Source organism: Pseudomonas sp. GW458-11-26-14-LB4 (genome assembly GCF_059423925.1).
In genome coordinates this window covers 15,860-32,561 of record NZ_JBWKYU010000023.1, presented here as the reverse complement: position 1 = coordinate 32,561, position 16,702 = coordinate 15,860, and the positions used below count along the sequence as shown (strand labels likewise).

Annotated in this window: 14 protein-coding genes; 7 read left to right on the top strand and 7 right to left on the bottom strand. The window is 60.1% G+C overall.

The genetic code is table 11. The features are described 5' to 3' along the window. Positions 1-90 precede the first annotated feature (90 nt). Genes dnaA through gyrB form a run of 4 tightly spaced genes read left to right on the top strand, consistent with a single transcriptional unit; the run spans position 91 to position 6,298 of the window. Positions 91-1,614 carry a chromosomal replication initiator protein DnaA gene (dnaA, locus tag AC07XZ_RS24815; RefSeq protein ID WP_011331732.1) on the top strand — a complete coding sequence of 508 codons (1,524 nt, stop codon included), beginning with the start codon at positions 91-93 and terminating at the stop codon, positions 1,612-1,614. Positions 1,615-1,653: 39 nt separating this feature from the next. Beyond that, positions 1,654-2,757, top strand: a complete 1,104-nt coding sequence (dnaN, locus tag AC07XZ_RS24810; protein ID WP_007954131.1) for a DNA polymerase III subunit beta — start codon at positions 1,654-1,656, stop codon at positions 2,755-2,757. Positions 2,758-2,771: 14 nt separating this feature from the next. Continuing rightward, positions 2,772-3,875, top strand: coding sequence for a DNA replication/repair protein RecF (gene recF / locus AC07XZ_RS24805; RefSeq protein ID WP_102687907.1), 1,104 nt, complete (start codon positions 2,772-2,774; stop codon positions 3,873-3,875). Positions 3,876-3,880: 5 nt separating this feature from the next. Continuing rightward, a complete protein-coding gene (gyrB, locus tag AC07XZ_RS24800) occupies positions 3,881-6,298 on the top strand; it encodes a DNA topoisomerase (ATP-hydrolyzing) subunit B (RefSeq protein ID WP_011331734.1) in 2,418 nt (805 codons plus the stop codon). A gap of 62 nt (positions 6,299-6,360) precedes the next feature. On the opposite strand, the gene AC07XZ_RS24795 is transcribed toward gyrB, so the two are convergent. Continuing rightward, the gene (locus tag AC07XZ_RS24795) at positions 6,361-7,077 is read right to left on the bottom strand and encodes a response regulator transcription factor (protein ID WP_064592400.1); all 717 of its coding nucleotides are present in this window, start codon (positions 7,075-7,077) and stop codon (positions 6,361-6,363) included. A gap of 166 nt (positions 7,078-7,243) precedes the next feature. On the opposite strand from AC07XZ_RS24795, the gene AC07XZ_RS24790 reads away from it, so the two are divergent. Beyond that, entirely contained in the window at positions 7,244-8,785 is a 1,542-nt protein-coding gene (locus tag AC07XZ_RS24790; protein ID WP_102687906.1) for a sensor histidine kinase, read from the top strand. 157 nt (positions 8,786-8,942) lie between these two features. Here AC07XZ_RS24790 and AC07XZ_RS24785 read toward each other — a convergent pair whose 3' ends face one another. From AC07XZ_RS24785 to glyQ, 4 genes are all read right to left on the bottom strand, one after another. Further along, positions 8,943-9,722 (bottom strand): lysophospholipid acyltransferase family protein, encoded by a 780-nt coding sequence (locus AC07XZ_RS24785; RefSeq protein WP_102687905.1) that lies wholly within the window; start codon positions 9,720-9,722, stop codon positions 8,943-8,945. Positions 9,723-9,804: 82 nt separating this feature from the next. Next, the gene (gmhB, locus tag AC07XZ_RS24780; protein ID WP_165369524.1) at positions 9,805-10,344 is read right to left on the bottom strand and encodes a D-glycero-beta-D-manno-heptose 1,7-bisphosphate 7-phosphatase; all 540 of its coding nucleotides are present in this window, start codon (positions 10,342-10,344) and stop codon (positions 9,805-9,807) included. A gap of 4 nt (positions 10,345-10,348) precedes the next feature. After that, on the bottom strand, positions 10,349-12,403 hold the full coding sequence (glyS, locus tag AC07XZ_RS24775; RefSeq protein WP_102687904.1) for a glycine--tRNA ligase subunit beta: 2,055 nt from the start codon (positions 12,401-12,403) through the stop codon (positions 10,349-10,351). Then, positions 12,400-13,353, bottom strand: coding sequence for a glycine--tRNA ligase subunit alpha (glyQ, locus tag AC07XZ_RS24770; protein ID WP_003187265.1), 954 nt, complete (start codon positions 13,351-13,353; stop codon positions 12,400-12,402). The genes glyS and glyQ overlap by 4 nt, the downstream gene beginning before the upstream one ends. An 80-nt stretch (positions 13,354-13,433) precedes the next feature. Here glyQ and tag point away from each other — a divergent pair, with 80 nt between their 5' ends. Both tag and AC07XZ_RS24760 read left to right on the top strand, forming a co-directional pair. After that, positions 13,434-13,991: a DNA-3-methyladenine glycosylase I gene (tag, locus tag AC07XZ_RS24765; protein WP_007954111.1), complete on the top strand. Its 558-nt coding sequence runs from the start codon at positions 13,434-13,436 to the stop codon at positions 13,989-13,991. 40 nt (positions 13,992-14,031) lie between these two features. Continuing rightward, the gene (locus AC07XZ_RS24760; RefSeq protein ID WP_085748012.1) at positions 14,032-14,919 is read left to right on the top strand and encodes a lysophospholipid acyltransferase; all 888 of its coding nucleotides are present in this window, start codon (positions 14,032-14,034) and stop codon (positions 14,917-14,919) included. A gap of 51 nt (positions 14,920-14,970) precedes the next feature. Here the strand turns inward: AC07XZ_RS24760 and AC07XZ_RS24755 are convergent, their stop codons facing one another. Next, positions 14,971-15,285 carry a tetratricopeptide repeat protein gene (locus tag AC07XZ_RS24755; RefSeq protein ID WP_085748013.1) on the bottom strand — a complete coding sequence of 105 codons (315 nt, stop codon included), beginning with the start codon at positions 15,283-15,285 and terminating at the stop codon, positions 14,971-14,973. A 20-nt stretch (positions 15,286-15,305) separates the two neighbouring features. Continuing rightward, positions 15,306-16,682, bottom strand: a complete 1,377-nt coding sequence (gene trkA / locus AC07XZ_RS24750; protein WP_007954108.1) for a Trk system potassium transporter TrkA — start codon at positions 16,680-16,682, stop codon at positions 15,306-15,308. Between the last annotated feature and the right edge of the window lie 20 nt (positions 16,683-16,702).

Here is a 16,702-nt window from a genome sequence, read left to right as displayed (position 1 = left end):
CCGGGCAACCTGCATGTGGATAAGTGGACGACTGGCCGCTACAATGGCCGCTTGTTTTTGCCTCACCGGCTTTCAACTTAGGGGATATCCGTGTCAGTGGAACTTTGGCAGCAGTGCGTGGAGCTTTTGCGCGAAGAGCTGCCTGCCCAACAATTCAACACCTGGATCCGTCCACTACAGGTCGAAGCCGAAGGCGACGAGTTGCGCGTCTACGCACCGAACCGTTTTGTTCTGGACTGGGTCAACGAAAAGTACCTGGGGCGCGTCCTTGAACTGCTGGATGAGCATGGCAACGGTCTCGCACCGTCGCTCTCCTTATTAATAGGCAGCAAGCGCAGTTCGGCTCCTCGTGCCGCACCGAACGCACCGTTGGCTGCTGCGCAAGTGTCCCAGGCTCAGGCCAATGCCGCGCCGGCCAGTGCGCCAGCACCAGCTCCGACGCCTGCGCCGACCAAGCGCACAACGCAGAAAACAGAAGAGATCAGTGAAGAGCCGTCCCGCGACAGCTTCGATCCGATGGCTGGTGCCGCTTCGCAACAGGCCCCGGTTCGCGCAGAACAGCGCACCGTGCAGGTCGAAGGCGCGCTCAAGCACACCAGCTACCTGAACCGCACCTTTACCTTTGAAAACTTTGTCGAAGGTAAATCCAACCAGCTCGCCCGTGCGGCGGCCTGGCAGGTGGCAGACAACCCGAAGCACGGCTACAACCCGCTCTTCCTTTATGGCGGCGTAGGTCTTGGTAAGACGCACTTGATGCACGCGGTGGGTAACCATCTCTTAAAGAAGAACCCGAATGCCAAGGTCGTGTACCTGCATTCCGAGCGTTTCGTTGCCGACATGGTCAAGGCACTGCAACTGAACGCGATCAACGAGTTCAAGCGTTTCTACCGTTCGGTGGACGCCCTGCTGATTGACGACATTCAGTTCTTCGCCCGCAAGGAACGTTCCCAGGAAGAGTTTTTCCACACCTTCAACGCCCTGCTTGAAGGTGGTCAGCAGGTCATTCTCACCAGTGACCGCTACCCGAAAGAAATCGAAGGCCTTGAAGAGCGCCTCAAATCCCGCTTTGGCTGGGGCCTGACGGTTGCCGTCGAGCCGCCGGAACTGGAAACCCGCGTCGCCATCTTGATGAAGAAGGCCGACCAGGCCAAAGTCGAGTTGCCACACGATGCGGCGTTCTTCATTGCCCAGCGCATTCGCTCCAACGTCCGTGAGCTGGAAGGCGCGCTGAAACGCGTGATCGCCCACTCGCACTTCATGGGCCGCGACATCACCATCGAGTTGATTCGCGAATCCCTGAAAGATCTGTTGGCGTTGCAGGACAAACTGGTCTCTGTGGATAACATTCAGCGCACCGTCGCCGAGTACTACAAGATCAAGATCTCCGACCTGCTGTCCAAACGCCGTTCGCGTTCGGTCGCTCGTCCGCGTCAGGTGGCCATGGCATTGTCCAAGGAACTGACCAACCACAGCCTGCCGGAAATCGGCGATGTGTTTGGCGGCCGGGATCACACAACCGTGTTGCACGCCTGCCGCAAGATCAACGAACTTAAGGAATCCGACGCGGACATCCGCGAGGACTACAAGAACCTGCTGCGTACACTGACCACTTGATGAACACCAGCGCAGCTTATTAAGGCAAGGGACTAGACCATGCATTTCACCATTCAACGCGAAGCCCTGTTGAAACCCCTGCAACTGGTCGCAGGCGTCGTCGAGCGCCGACAGACCTTGCCGGTACTGTCCAACGTGCTGCTGGTTGTCGATGGCCAGCAACTGTCGCTGACCGGTACCGACCTGGAAGTCGAGCTGGTCGGTCGCGTGCAACTCGAGGAGCCGGCTGAAACAGGTTCCATCACCGTGCCTGCGCGCAAGCTGATGGACATCTGCAAGAGCCTGCCGAACGATGCGCTGATCGATATCAAGGTCGACGAGCAGAAGCTGGTGGTGAAAGCCGGCCGTAGCCGTTTCACCCTGTCGACCCTGCCGGCCAACGATTTCCCGACTGTGGAAGAAGGCCCGGGTTCGCTGACCACCAGCCTGGAACAGAGCAAGCTGCGTCGCCTGATCGAACGCACCAGTTTCGCGATGGCCCAGCAGGACGTGCGTTACTACCTCAACGGTATGTTGCTGGAAGTCTCGACCGGTGTGATCCGTGCTGTCGCCACCGACGGCCACCGTCTGGCCATGTGCTCGATGCAGGCCGATATCGGTCAGCAGGAACGCCACCAAGTGATCGTGCCGCGTAAAGGCATTCTCGAACTGGCGCGTCTGCTCACCGAGCCGGACGGTAACGTCAGCATCGTCTTGGGCCAGCACCACATCCGTGCGACCACCGGCGAATTCACCTTCACCTCGAAACTGGTCGACGGCAAGTTCCCGGACTACGAGCGCGTTCTGCCAAAAGGTGGCGACAAGCTGGTACTGGGCGATCGTCAGGCGCTGCGTGAAGCGTTCAGCCGTACCGCGATTCTGTCCAACGAGAAGTACCGCGGTATCCGTCTGCAACTGGCCAGCGGTCAATTGAAGATCCAGGCCAACAACCCGGAGCAGGAAGAAGCGGAAGAAGAAGTAGGCGTGGAATACAACGGCGGCTCCCTGGAAATCGGCTTCAACGTCAGCTATCTGCTGGACGTGCTGGGCGTGATGACCACCGAGCAGGTTCGTCTGATCCTGTCCGACTCCAACAGCAGTGCGCTGGTGCAAGAGTCCGACAATGACGATTCGGCTTACGTTGTCATGCCGATGCGTCTGTAATCAGCTGACTCTGGATGTCTTTAAGTCGCGTCTCGGTCACCGCGGTGCGCAATCTGCACCCGGTGACCTTCTCCCCCTCCCCCCGAATCAACATTCTTTACGGCGCCAACGGCAGCGGCAAAACCAGTGTTCTGGAAGCCATTCATCTGCTGGGGCTTGCCCGTTCGTTTCGTAGCACGCGACTGTTGCCGGTCATCCAATATGAGCAACTCGCTTGCACCGTATTCGGTCAGGTCGAACTCGCCGAGGGTGGCCACAGCGCATTGGGGATATCCCGCGACCGTCAGGGCGAGTTCCAGATTCGCATCGATGGTCAGAATGCTCGTAGCGCTGCACAACTGGCGGAAATCCTGCCGCTGCAGTTGATCAACCCCGACAGCTTTCGCCTGCTGGAAGGCGCGCCGAAGATTCGCCGGCAGTTCCTCGACTGGGGTGTGTTCCACGTCGAGCCGCGGTTCATGTCCACCTGGCAGCGTTTGCAGAAGGCCTTGCGCCAGAGAAACTCCTGGCTGCGGCATGGTACACTTGACGCCGTTTCGCAAGCGGTTTGGGACAGGGAACTGTGCCAGGCCAGCGCTGAAATCGATGAATACCGCCGCGCTTACATCAAAGCCTTGAAACCGGTCTTTGAACAAACCTTGAGCGAACTGGTTGAGCTCGAAGGTTTGACGCTCAGCTATTACCGAGGCTGGGACAAGGACCGGGAATTGAGCGCCGTACTTGCCGGATCCGTGCAACGGGATCAGCAAATGGGTCATACCCAGGCCGGGCCACAACGGGCTGACTTGCGTCTTAGATTGGGCGCACACAATGCCGCGGACATCTTGTCCCGGGGTCAGCAGAAGTTGGTCGTCTGTGCATTGCGGATTGCCCAGGGGCATCTGGTGAGCCAGGCCCGACGCGGCCAGTGTATTTATCTGGTGGATGACTTGCCGTCCGAACTGGACGAGAGCCACCGTCGCGCGCTGTGCCGCTTGCTGGAAGACTTACGCTGCCAGGTTTTTATCACCTGTGTAGATCACGAATTATTGAGGGAAAGCTGGCAGACGGAAACGCCAGTCGCTCTGTTCCACGTGGAACAGGGCCGTATCACCCAGACCCACGACCATCGGGAGTGAAGGCATTGAGCGAAGAAAATACGTACGACTCATCGAGCATTAAAGTGCTGAAAGGCCTGGATGCCGTGCGCAAACGTCCCGGTATGTACATTGGTGACACCGACGATGGCAGCGGTCTGCACCACATGGTGTTCGAGGTGGTCGACAACTCGATCGACGAAGCCCTCGCCGGCCACTGCGACGACATCAGCATCATCATCCACCCGGATGAGTCCATCACCGTTAAAGACAACGGCCGTGGCATCCCGGTAGACGTGCACAAAGAGGAAGGCGTTTCCGCCGCCGAGGTCATCATGACCGTCCTCCACGCTGGCGGTAAGTTCGACGACAACTCCTACAAGGTATCCGGCGGTCTGCACGGTGTAGGTGTTTCGGTTGTGAACGCGCTGTCCGAAGAGCTGGTACTGACCGTTCGCCGCAGCGGCAAGATCTGGGAACAGACCTACGTTCACGGCGTGCCTCAGGCACCGATGGCGATCGTTGGCGACAGCGAAACCACCGGTACCCAGATTCACTTCAAGGCTTCCAGCGAAACCTTCAAGAACATTCACTTCAGCTGGGACATCCTGGCCAAGCGCATTCGTGAACTGTCCTTCCTCAACTCCGGTGTCGGCATCGTCCTCAAGGATGAGCGCAGCGGAAAGGAAGAGCTGTTCAAGTACGAAGGCGGCCTGCGTGCGTTCGTTGAATACCTGAACACCAACAAGACTGCGGTCAACCAGGTGTTCCACTTCAACATCCAGCGTGAAGACGGCATCGGCGTGGAAATCGCCCTGCAGTGGAACGACAGTTTCAACGAGAACCTGTTGTGCTTCACCAACAACATTCCGCAGCGCGACGGCGGCACCCACCTGGTGGGCTTCCGTTCCGCACTGACGCGTAACCTGAACAACTATATCGAGCAGGAAGGTCTGGCGAAGAAGCACAAAGTCGCCACCACCGGTGACGATGCCCGTGAAGGCCTGACCGCGATCATCTCGGTGAAGGTGCCGGATCCGAAGTTCAGCTCCCAGACCAAAGACAAGCTGGTGTCTTCCGAAGTGAAGACCGCGGTCGAACAGGAAATGGGCAAGTACTTCTCCGACTTCCTGCTGGAAAACCCGAACGAAGCCAAACTGGTCGTCGGCAAGATGATCGACGCCGCCCGTGCCCGTGAAGCGGCGCGCAAGGCTCGTGAAATGACCCGCCGCAAAGGCGCGCTGGACATCGCCGGTCTGCCGGGCAAACTCGCTGACTGCCAGGAGAAAGACCCGGCGCTGTCCGAACTGTACCTCGTGGAAGGTGACTCCGCGGGCGGCTCTGCCAAGCAGGGACGTAACCGCAAGACCCAGGCCATCCTGCCGCTGAAGGGCAAGATCCTCAACGTCGAGAAAGCCCGTTTCGACAAGATGATCTCGTCCCAGGAAGTGGGCACCCTGATCACCGCGCTGGGCTGCGGCATCGGTCGCGAAGAGTACAACATCGACAAGCTGCGCTATCACAACATCATCATCATGACCGATGCTGACGTCGACGGTTCGCACATCCGTACCCTGCTGCTGACCTTCTTCTTCCGTCAGTTGCCTGAACTGATCGAGCGCGGTTACATCTACATCGCCCAGCCGCCGCTGTACAAAGTCAAGAAAGGCAAGCAAGAGCAATACATCAAAGACGACGACGCCATGGAAGAGTACATGACGCAGTCGGCCCTGGAAGATGCGAGCCTGCACCTGAACGAAGACGCCCCGGGCATTTCCGGCGAAGCGCTGGAACGACTGGTGAACGACTTCCGCATGGTGATGAAGACCCTCAAGCGTCTGTCGCGCCTGTACCCGCAGGAGCTGACCGAGCACTTCATCTACCTGCCGGCCGTGAGCCTGGAAATGCTCGGCGACCACGCCAAGATGCAAGACTGGCTGGCCCAGTACGAAGTCCGTCTGCGCACCGTCGAGAAGTCGGGCCTGGTCTACAAGGCCAGCCTGCGTGAAGACCGTGAACGTGGCGTGTGGCTGCCAGAGGTCGAACTGATCTCCCACGGCCTGTCGAACTACGTCACCTTCAACCGTGACTTCTTCGGCAGCAACGACTACAAGACCGTCGTCACCCTCGGCGCTCAACTGAGCACCCTGCTCGACGAAGGCGCGTACATCCAGCGTGGCGAGCGCAAGAAAGCGGTCACCGAGTTCAAGGAAGCCCTGGACTGGCTGATGGCCGAAAGTACCAAGCGCCACACCATTCAGCGATACAAAGGTCTGGGCGAAATGAACCCGGATCAGCTGTGGGAAACCACCATGGACCCAAGCGTGCGCCGCATGCTGAAAGTCACTATCGAAGACGCCATTGGCGCAGACCAGATCTTCAACACCCTGATGGGTGATGCGGTCGAACCTCGCCGTGACTTCATCGAGAGCAACGCTCTGGCGGTTTCCAACCTGGATTTCTGATCCCGGTCGGCGCTAACGAAAAGGCCAACGCACAAGCGTTGGCCTTTTTTATTGCCTGCGATTCACTCCCCTGCCGCCACACTCTCCAACCGATACCCATACCCATAAATCGTCAGCAACTGCCAACCCCGATCCGCCGTCAGCCCGAGCTTGTTGCGCAGGCGATAGATATGGGTGTCCAGCGGTCGCGATGTGGACATCTCTTCGTGGGGCCAGAATCGTTCGTACAGGTAATCCCGTGAAAGCGGTCGGCCAAGATTGCTGAACAGACAATGGGCGAGACGATACTCACGTTCAGTCATGACGATCGGTTTCCCGTCGCGGGTGACGGTCAGTTCGGCATCGTCGAACACCAGGTCATTGAAACGCAGAACCTCGGCCGGGGCGCTTCGTTGCAGGCTGTGCCGACGCAATACCGCCGCCACGCGGGCCTTCAGTTCATTGGGCCGAAACGGTTTGCTGACGTAATCGTCGGCCCCGGCATTCAGGGCCTGGACGATATCGCTTTCACCGTCGCGGCTGGTGAGCATGATGGCCGCCGGGGGGGCTTCCATGTGTTCGCGGGTCCAGCGCAGCAGCGCGAGGCCGGTGAGGTCAGGCAATTGCCAATCGAGGATCAGCAGGTCGAAGGTTTCCCGGCGCAACTGTCGCAGCAGGTCTTCACCACTTTCGAAGCTGTGCAGTGACCAGGGCTGTCCTCCGGCCTCGGCCATTTGTTGCAGGGTCTGCTCGACCCGGCGCAGTTCGGCGGGTTCATCGTCCAGTATCGCAACGCGCATACGCGGTGGTTCCTTGTCGCTCGGGCAATGGGTGCCGACCGGATCGGCTCACTCCATGCAGTGAAAGTAAGCGGCACGCCGTGGGGTGAGCCGCTATGATTCTTCGGGTCTACGTCCTCAGACCGGCCGCCTATGAAACCATTCAACCCACCCTGCCCTGTTTCCCATGAATAACCACCGCCGACACGAAAGCCGCGTCCCCAGCCAGGTTCAGCGTTTGTTCCGGCAACTGGTGCGCGAGTGGGTGTGGATAAGTCTAGTGCTGTTGCCGCTGACTGCACTGCTTTCCTGGCGTGCGCAGATCAATTTGCATGATCCGGCGCCGTTGATGGGCGCGGGACTTTCAGTTGCCTTGGTCGCGTGCGTACTTGGGTTGCTGCTGTGGCGCCCGCGTCTGGCACTCTGGCTGACATTGGGCGGGATGGCCTGCGTGCTGCTGACCAGTGCGGGGCTGGCGGAGATGAGGCGTTGGTGGTCACCCACGCCTGCGGTGCTGGGCATGTTGTTCGGTTATCTGATCTGGAACTGGCGACGCCTGAGTGTGGTGCTGACCTATTTCGGCTGGGAGCTGGCGCGGCTGGACAGTGAACCGAAAGTCTTTCCCGAACGGCGTCGGGCGCAGTTTCCCAGCGCCGACCGCTTGCAGGGGCAGATCATGGCGCTTGAGCAAGCCATGAGCCGCACCCGCGATACCCGCCGATTCATTGCCGACGGGCTGGAGTATCTGCCGGTCGCAACGCTGATCAGCGATCCACGGGGACAAGTCTTGTTGGGCAACCGCAAGGCCCGGAACCTGTTCGATCACAATCTGGTGGGCGAGGATGTGCTCGATCAACTCGCGAGCCTGGGCTATCCGGAGTTGTCCACAGAGTCGCGTCCGCCGCTATCCGAGCTTCCTCTGCTGGAATTTCGTGACCACAAGGAGCGTAGCCTGCGTCTGGAGCGCGCCGCTTTATTGCCGGTCGATGGCGACTTGCCGATCGGCTGGCTCCTGAGCCTCACTGACCTGAGCGCCGAACGCGCCGCCGAGGAACAGCGCGGTGTGTTGCTGCGCTTCCTTTCCCATGACCTGCGTGCCCCTCATTCGGCGATTCTTGCCCTGCTCGAGGTACACCGGCATCAGACGGGAACGGATTCGCCGCTGTTCGAACAGATTGAGCGCCAGGTACGCCGGGCGCTGGAGCTCACCGACGGCTTCGTTCTGCTGGCACGGGCCGAATCCGAGACGTATCAGTTTCAACCGAGCCTGTTCGGGATGCTGGTCATGGACGTGCTGGATCAGGCCTTGCCCATCGCCCAGCAAAAACGCATTGAGCTTTTGAGCGACATGGACGAACAATCACACGAGCGCCTGATCCTGGCCGATCAGGGCTTGCTGACCCGCGCACTGTTCAACCTGCTGGAAAATGCAATCAAGTACAGCCCGGCCGGATCAACCGTCGATCTGCGTGTCAGTTGCCACGACGACTGGCTGCGTTGTGAACTGACCGATCAAGGCAAAGGCATCGCTGCAGAGGAGCTTCCCGACCTGTTCAGCCAGTACCGGCGCTTTTCTTCTGCACAGGGCATCGACGGCGTGGGCCTGGGGTTGTCGATGGTCAAAGCCGTGGTCGATCACCATGGCGGTCGGATCGAGTGCCTGAGCGTGGTCGATCAAGGCACGACGTTCCGCCTGGAGCTGCCGCTGATCGCCGAAGAGCAGGCATAAAAAAACCGGCTATATCAGCCGGTTTCCTTACTTCCGAAAAAAACTTATGCACCTTTTACGGTGTTTTATCAGATTCGGAAATATATAAGTAAATCAGTAACTTAATCAGATAATTCGGGACTTTTCGAACAAACCGTACACAGGTTATCCACAAATCTCAGACAGCGATCTGATCGTTCGCAGCCGGTGCCTCAGGGGCCGGAGGCAGCGAGCCCATTTCTCGTTGCGTTTTCTCGTTCCACGCCTGCACCCGGTCATTCAGATCGGCGATGGCGCGCGGGCCGCTGCCCTCGGCGTACATCGGCTCACCGATGACCACGGTAATCACACCCTGCTTTTTACCCCAACCGATTTTCGGCCAGAACTTGCCGGCATTGTGCGCAATCGGCAGCACCGGAAGCGCCGCATTCACCGCCAACGCGCTGCCACTGCGGGAGAACTTGCCGATGGTGCCGTGGGGAACGCGAGTGCCTTCAGGGAAGATCAGCACCCAGACATTATCCTTGAGCAGCTCGTCACCCTTCGCAGCCACTTGCTTGAGGGCGGCTTTCGGGTTGTCGCGGTCAATCGCGATCGGCCGCAGCATGGCCATCGCCCAGCCGAAGAACGGCACGTACAGCAGTTCGCGCTTGAGCACCTGGCTCAAGGGCGAGAAATAAGCGGAGAGAAAAAACGTCTCCCACGTGCTCTGGTGGTTCGATTGAATCACGCAGGGCCGGTCAGGGACGTTTTCCGCGCCTTTGACTTCGTAACGGATACCGAGAAACACCTTGGTCAACCACAAGGCGCAGCGGCACCAGTACACGTTGATGAAACGATAGCGCGCCTTGAACGGCAGAAAGGGCGCGATAAAAAAGCTCAGGCTGCACCACAGCAGAGCGGTGGTGCCCAGCAGCAGGTAAAAGAGGAAGATTCTGATGGCCTGCAGTATCGACATGGCGACGTTTACCGTTACGGGCGATGCCCGACTGTTCAAGCGCACTCCCGATCAATCCCTGGTCAGGAACTTCAGAAGCACTCTAGTTGTGGATAAGTTCTGCGGCAATCGCCGCGAGATCGTCAAAAATCAGGGTGCCCACCGGCAAGGTCTTGGCCTGAGTCTTTTCGCCTTTCCCGGTCTTTACCAAAACGGGCTGTGAATCGACGGCTTTGGCGGCCTCCAGGTCACCAAGGCTGTCGCCGACGAACCAGACATTCGTCAGCGCGACGTCGTAATGCTGCGCGATGGTTTTCAACATCCCCGGTTTCGGCTTGCGGCAGTCGCAACCCTCGTCCGGCCCATGCGGGCAGTACACGATCAACCCGACTTCACCGCCCTGCTCCGCCACCAGTTCGCGCAGACGCGCGTGCATGGCATCGAGGGTGGCGAGGTCGTAGTAGCCGCGAGCAATGCCCGACTGGTTGGTGGCGACCGCCACCGTCCAGCCGGCCTTGCTCAACTGCGCAATCGCTTCGATCGAGCCGGGCAGCGGAATCCACTCCTCCACCGACTTGATGTAAGCGTCGGAGTCGTAATTGATCACTCCGTCCCGATCGAGAATCAGCAGTTTCAACAGCAATCCCTCAACCCAGCAGCGAAATGTCGGCAACGCCCAGGAACAGGCCACGCAGACGCGCCAGCAGCGCGTAACGGTTGGCCCGTACATTGGCGTCTTCGGCATTGACCATCACCGCGTCGAAGAACGCGTCGACCGGCTCGCGCAGGGCGGCCAGACGTGCCAGCGATTCGTTGTACTGACGCGCCGCGGCCATTGGCTGTACAGCCTGGTCCGCCTGCTGGATCGCCGAGTACAGTGAGAACTCGTTGGCGTTGTCGAAGTACTTGGCCTGAACGTCGGTCGGCACCGAGCCTTCGACTTTACTCAGCAGGTTCGAAACACGCTTGTTCACCGCCGCCAGCGCTGCCGCTTCCGGCAGTTTGCGGAAGGCCTGCACCGCTTGCACACGCTGGTCGAAGTCCAGCGCCGAACCCGGCTTCAGGGCACGTACCGACAGGTAAGTGGCAACATCCACGCCTTCGTCTTCGTAACGCGCACGCAGACGATCGAAGATGAACTCCAGCACCGCGTCGTTCAGGCCGGCAGCCTTGACCTTGGCACCAAACGCATTCACGGCGAACGCCACGGCGTCGTTCAGGTCCAGATCCAGTTGTTTCTCGATCAGGATCCGCAGCACGCCCAGTGCCGCACGGCGCAGGGCATACGGGTCTTTGCTGCCGGTCGGCAACATGCCGATGCCGAAGATGCCGACCAGGGTGTCGAGCTTGTCGGCGATGGCCACGGCCGCACCGGTCAGGGTGGCTGGCAGTTCAGCGCCGGCACCGCGCGGCATGTACTGCTCGTTCAGCGCCAGGGCGACGTCTTCCGGCTCGCCGTCATTGAGGGCGTAGTAGTAACCGGCGACACCTTGCATCTCCGGGAACTCGCCGACCATTTCGGTGGCCAGGTCGCACTTCGACAGCAACCCTGCACGGGCAGCCCACGAAGCGTTGCCACCGATGCGAGCGGCGATGTACGCGGCCAGTTTCGATACGCGCTCGGCCTTGTCGTAGACGCTGCCGAGTTTTTCCTGGAACACCACGTTCTGCAGGCGATCGTTGAACGCTTCGAGCTTCTGCTTCTTGTCCTGCTTGAAGAAGAACTCGGCGTCGGTCAGACGTGGGCGAACCACTTTCTCGTTACCGGCGATGATCTGCTGCGGGTCTTTGGATTCGATGTTGGCCACGGTGATGAAACGCGGCAGCAACTTGCCATCGGCATCCAGCAGGCAGAAGTACTTCTGGTTGTCCTGCATGGTGGTGATCAGCGCTTCCTGCGGCACGTCCAGGAAACGTTCCTCGAACGAGCACACCAGCGGCACCGGCCACTCGACCAGCGCAGTCACTTCGTCGAGCAGCGCCGGTGGCACGATCGCGGTGCCTTCCTGACGGGTCGCCAGCTCTTCGGTGCGCTTGCTGATGATTTCGCGACGCTCGTTGGCGTCGGCCAGCACGTAGGCGGCACGCAGGTCTGCCAGATAGCTCGACGGCGAACCGATGCGCACGCTTTCCGGGTGGTGGAAACGGTGGCCACGGGATTCACGACCAGCCTTTTGGGCAAGGATCGTGCAGTCGATGACCTGGTCGCCGAGCAGCATCACCAGCCACTGGGTCGGACGCACGAACTCTTCCTTGCGCGCACCCCAACGCATGCGTTTCGGGATCGGCAGATCGTTCAGCGAGTCTTCGACGATGGTCGGCAGCAGGCTGGCGGTCGGCTTGCCGGCGATGTTCTGGCTGTAGCGCAGTTTAGGACCGCTCTGGTCGATTTCACTCAGATCGACGCCGCACTTCTTGGCAAAGCCCAGTGCCGCTTGAGTCGGGTTGCCTTCGGCATCGAAAGCGGCCTGACGCGGCGGGCCGTCGAGGTTGATGCTGCGATCCGGCTGCTGGGTGGCCAGCGCGGTGATCAGCACAGCCAGACGGCGCGGCGCGGCGTAGACGGTTTTGGTCTCGTAATTCAGGCCGGCAGCTTGCAGGCCCTTGTCGATACCGGCCAGGAACGCTTCGGCCAGGGTGTTCAGGGCTTTGGGTGGCAGTTCTTCGGTGCCCAGTTCAACCAGAAAATCTTGAGCACTCATTGTGCAGCCTCCAGCTTGGCCAGTACTTCGTCACGCAGGTCCGGGGTTGCCATCGGGAAGCCCAGCTTGGCGCGGGCCAGCAGGTAGGCTTGGGCGACGGAACGCGCCAGGGTGCGAACGCGCAGAATGTATTGCTGACGCGCAGTCACCGAGATCGCCCGGCGCGCATCCAGCAGGTTGAAGGTGTGCGAGGCCTTCAGAACCATTTCGTAGCTTGGCAACGGCAGCGGCTGGTCGAGTTCGATCAGGCGCTTGGCTTCGCTTTCATAGAAATCGAACAGTTCGAACAGCTTGTCGACGTTGGCGTGTTCGAAGTTGTAGGTGGACTGCTCCACTTCGTTCTGGTGGAACACGTCGCCGTAGGTCACTTTGCCGAACGGACCGTCAGCCCAGACCAGGTCGTAGACCGAGTCCACGCCCTGCAGGTACATGGCCAGACGCTCCAGACCGTAGGTGATCTCGCCGGTCACCGGGTAGCACTCGATGCCGCCCGCCTGCTGGAAGTAAGTGAACTGGGTCACTTCCATACCGTTCAGCCAGACTTCCCAGCCCAGACCCCAGGCGCCGAGGGTCGGCGATTCCCAGTTGTCTTCGACGAAGCGGATGTCGTGGACCAGCGGGTCCAGGCCGACATGCTTGAGGGAGCCCAGGTACAGCTCCTGAAAGTTGTCCGGGTTCGGCTTCAGGACTACCTGGAACTGGTAGTAGTGCTGCAGACGGTTCGGGTTTTCGCCGTAACGGCCGTCAGTCGGACGGCGGCTTGGCTGCACGTAGGCGGCGTTCCAGGTTTCCGGGCCGATGGCGCGCAGGAATGTCGCGGTGTGGAAAGTGCCGGCGCCTACTTCCATATCGTAGGGCTGAAGTACCACACAACCTTGCTCGGCCCAGTATTGCTGGAGCGCGAGGATCAAGTCTTGGAAGGTACGCACGGCTGGCGTAGGCTGGCTCACGAAATTCACCTGTTTCTTGGGCTGCGATTTAAAGAGCGGGAGTATACCCGATTCAGTCGCACCTCCACCCCTGGAGCCTTATGCCACGCTGCTTTTGGTGCAACGAAGATCCGCTGTACATGGCTTACCACGATCAGGAGTGGGGCACGCCGCTACGCGATGCGCAGGGTTTGTTCGAGTTGCTTTTGCTCGAAGGGTTCCAGGCCGGGCTTTCGTGGATCACCGTACTGCGTAAACGCGAGCGGTATCGCGAGGTGTTGTTCGGCTTCGACGTACAGCGCGTGGCGCAGATGAGCGACGCGGAAATCGACGAATTGATGCTCGATCCGGGGATCATCCGCAACCGCCTCAAGCTCAACGCCGCGCGGCGCAACGCCCAGGCCTGGCTGGCGCTGGAGGATCCGGTGGCCTTCCTCTGGTCGTTTGTGGATAACCGCCCGGTGATCAATCATTTCAAGGATCGCAGCGAAGTCCCGGCGATCACCCCGCAGGCCGTGGCCATGAGCAAAGGCCTGAAAAAGGCCGGTTTCACCTTTGTCGGTCCGACCATCTGCTACGCGCTGATGCAGGCCTCGGGCATGGTCATGGATCACACCCAGGACTGCGACCGCTACGCGCAGCTCGTCAACGCCGGTTAGAATGGCCGCCTCGCGCACAGCACAAGATCAGGAGTGACCTGTGGAAAAGTTTAAAGGCGCCATGCTGGTTGGCGCTCTGCGGCTGTTTGCCCTGCTTCCGTGGCGGGCCGTGCAGGCCGTGGGTTCGGCGATCGGCTGGATCATGTGGAAAACCCCCAACCGTTCCCGCGATGTGGTGCGGATCAACCTCGCCAAATGTTTTCCACAGATGGACCCGGCCGAACGCGAGCGTCTGGTCGGCCAGACCCTGAAAGACATCGGCAAGTCCCTGACCGAAAGCGCCTGCGCCTGGATCTGGCCGGCCCAGCGTTCCATCGACCTGGTGCGCGAAGTCGAAGGGCTCGAAGTGCTGAAAGAAGCGCTGGCCTCGGGCAAGGGCGTGGTCGGCATCACCAGCCACCTGGGCAACTGGGAGGTGCTCAACCACTTCTATTGCAGCCAGTGCAAACCGATCATTTTCTACCGGCCGCCGAAGCTCAAGGCTGTGGACGAATTGCTGCGCAAACAACGCGTGCAACTGGGCAACAAGGTCGCTGCGTCGACCAAGGAAGGCATCCTCAGTGTCATCAAGGAAGTGCGCAAGGGTGGTCAGGTGGGGATTCCCGCGGACCCGGAACCGGCCGAATCCGCCGGGATCTTCGTGCCGTTCTTCGCTACTCAGGCCCTGACCAGCAAGTTCGTACCGAACATGCTCGCCGGTGGCAAAGCGGTTGGGGTGTTCCTGCATGCCCTGCGGTTGCCGGACGGTTCCGGCTATAAGGTGATCCTCGAAGCGGCGCCGGAAGCGATGTACAGCACCGACACTGAAACCTCCTGCGCGGCGATGAGTAAAGTCGTCGAGCGTTATGTGGCGGCTTATCCGAGCCAGTACATGTGGAGCATGAAGCGCTTCAAGAAGCGTCCGCCGGGCGAAGCGCGCTGGTACTGATCGGCAATGTGCGTTTGTGGATAACCTGACCAAACGGGTTATCCACAGCCGTCACGGCTTCTGCCGTTCGAGCTTCTTCAGAAACACCGTCATTTCCTTCTCGGCCTGCTTGTCGCCATGGGCCCGGGCCGCTTCCAGCCCCTGCTCCCACGCATGACGCGCAGCCGCCATGTCACCCAGCGCCACTTGCGCCTTGCCCAACAATTTCCACGCCGCCGAGTATTTCGGATCGAAGCCGACGCAACGCTGGAAATGCTCGGCTGCCTTCGCGTTCTCCCCCAGATCCAGATAACCCTTGCCGAGGCCGAAGCGCAGCAGCGAGTTATCCACACCCTTGGCGAGCATTTTTTCCAGGGATTCGATCATCGGTCTCGCCTCTTGGTCGGTCAGAAGAAACTCAGTCCTACATGGAACAGCTTCTCCACATCGCGAATATGCTTTTTATCCACAAGGAACAGGATCACATGGTCGCCCGCTGCGATCACCGTGTCGTCATGAGCGATGATCACTTCTTCATCGCGAATGATCGCGCCGATGGTGGTCCCCGGCGGCAGCGCGATGTTTTCGATGGCCTTGCCGATGACCTTGCTCGACTTCGAATCGCCATGGGCCACCGCTTCGATGGCTTCCGCCGCGCCCCGACGCAATGAGTGCACGCTGACGATATCGCCACGCCGCACGTGGGCCAGCAAGGTGCCGATAGTCGCCAGTTGCGGGCTGATGGCGATGTCGATGTCGCCGCCCTGGATCAGGTCGACGTACGCCGGGTTGTTGATGATCGTCATCACCTTCTTCGCGCCCAGACGTTTGGCCAGCAGCGACGACATGATGTTGGCTTCGTCATCGTTGGTCAGGGCAAGGAAGATGTCCGCGTCGGCAATATTCTCTTCCAGCAGCAAGTCGCGATCCGAAGCACTGCCTTGCAGCACAACGGTGCTGTCGAGGGTGTCGGAGAGATAGCGGCAGCGCGCCGGGTTCATCTCGATGATCTTCACCTGGTAGCGGCTTTCGATGGCCTCGGCCAGCCGCTCGCCGATCTGCCCGCCACCGGCGATGACGATGCGCTTGTAGGTTTCGTCGAGACGGCGCATTTCGCTCATGACTGCGCGAATGTTCTCACGAGCGGCGATGAAGAAGACTTCGTCGTCTGCCTCGATCACGGTATCGCCCTGGGGAAGAATCGGTCGGTCGCGGCGGAAAATCGCGGCGACTCGGGTTTCCACATTTGGCATGTGTTCGCGCAACTGGCGCAGTTGCTGACCCACCAACGGCCCGCCGTAGTAGGCGCGCACCGCGACGAGTTGTGCCTGGCCTTCGGCGAAATCGATCACCTGCAAGGCGCCGGGATGCTGGATCAGACGCTTGATGTAGTTGGTGACGACCTGCTCGGGACTGATCAGCACGTCGACCGGAATCGCCTCGTTCTGGAACAGTTGCTCCTCGCGGGTCAGGTACGACGCTTCGCGTACCCGGGCAATCTTGGTCGGGGTGTGGAACAGCGTGTGGGCCACCTGACAGGCGACCATGTTGGTTTCGTCGCTGTTGGTCACCGCCACCAGCATGTCGGCGTCGTCGGCACCGGCCTGACGCAGAATGTTCGGCAACGAGCCACGGCCCTGCACGGTACGGATATCGAGGCGGTCGCCAAGATCGCGCAGACGGTCGCCGTCAGTGTCGACCACCGTGATGTCGTTGGCCTCGCTGGCCAGATGTTCAGCCAGCGAACCGCCGACCTGTCCCGCACCGAGGATGATGATTTTCATCCAGTCACTCCATTGAATCC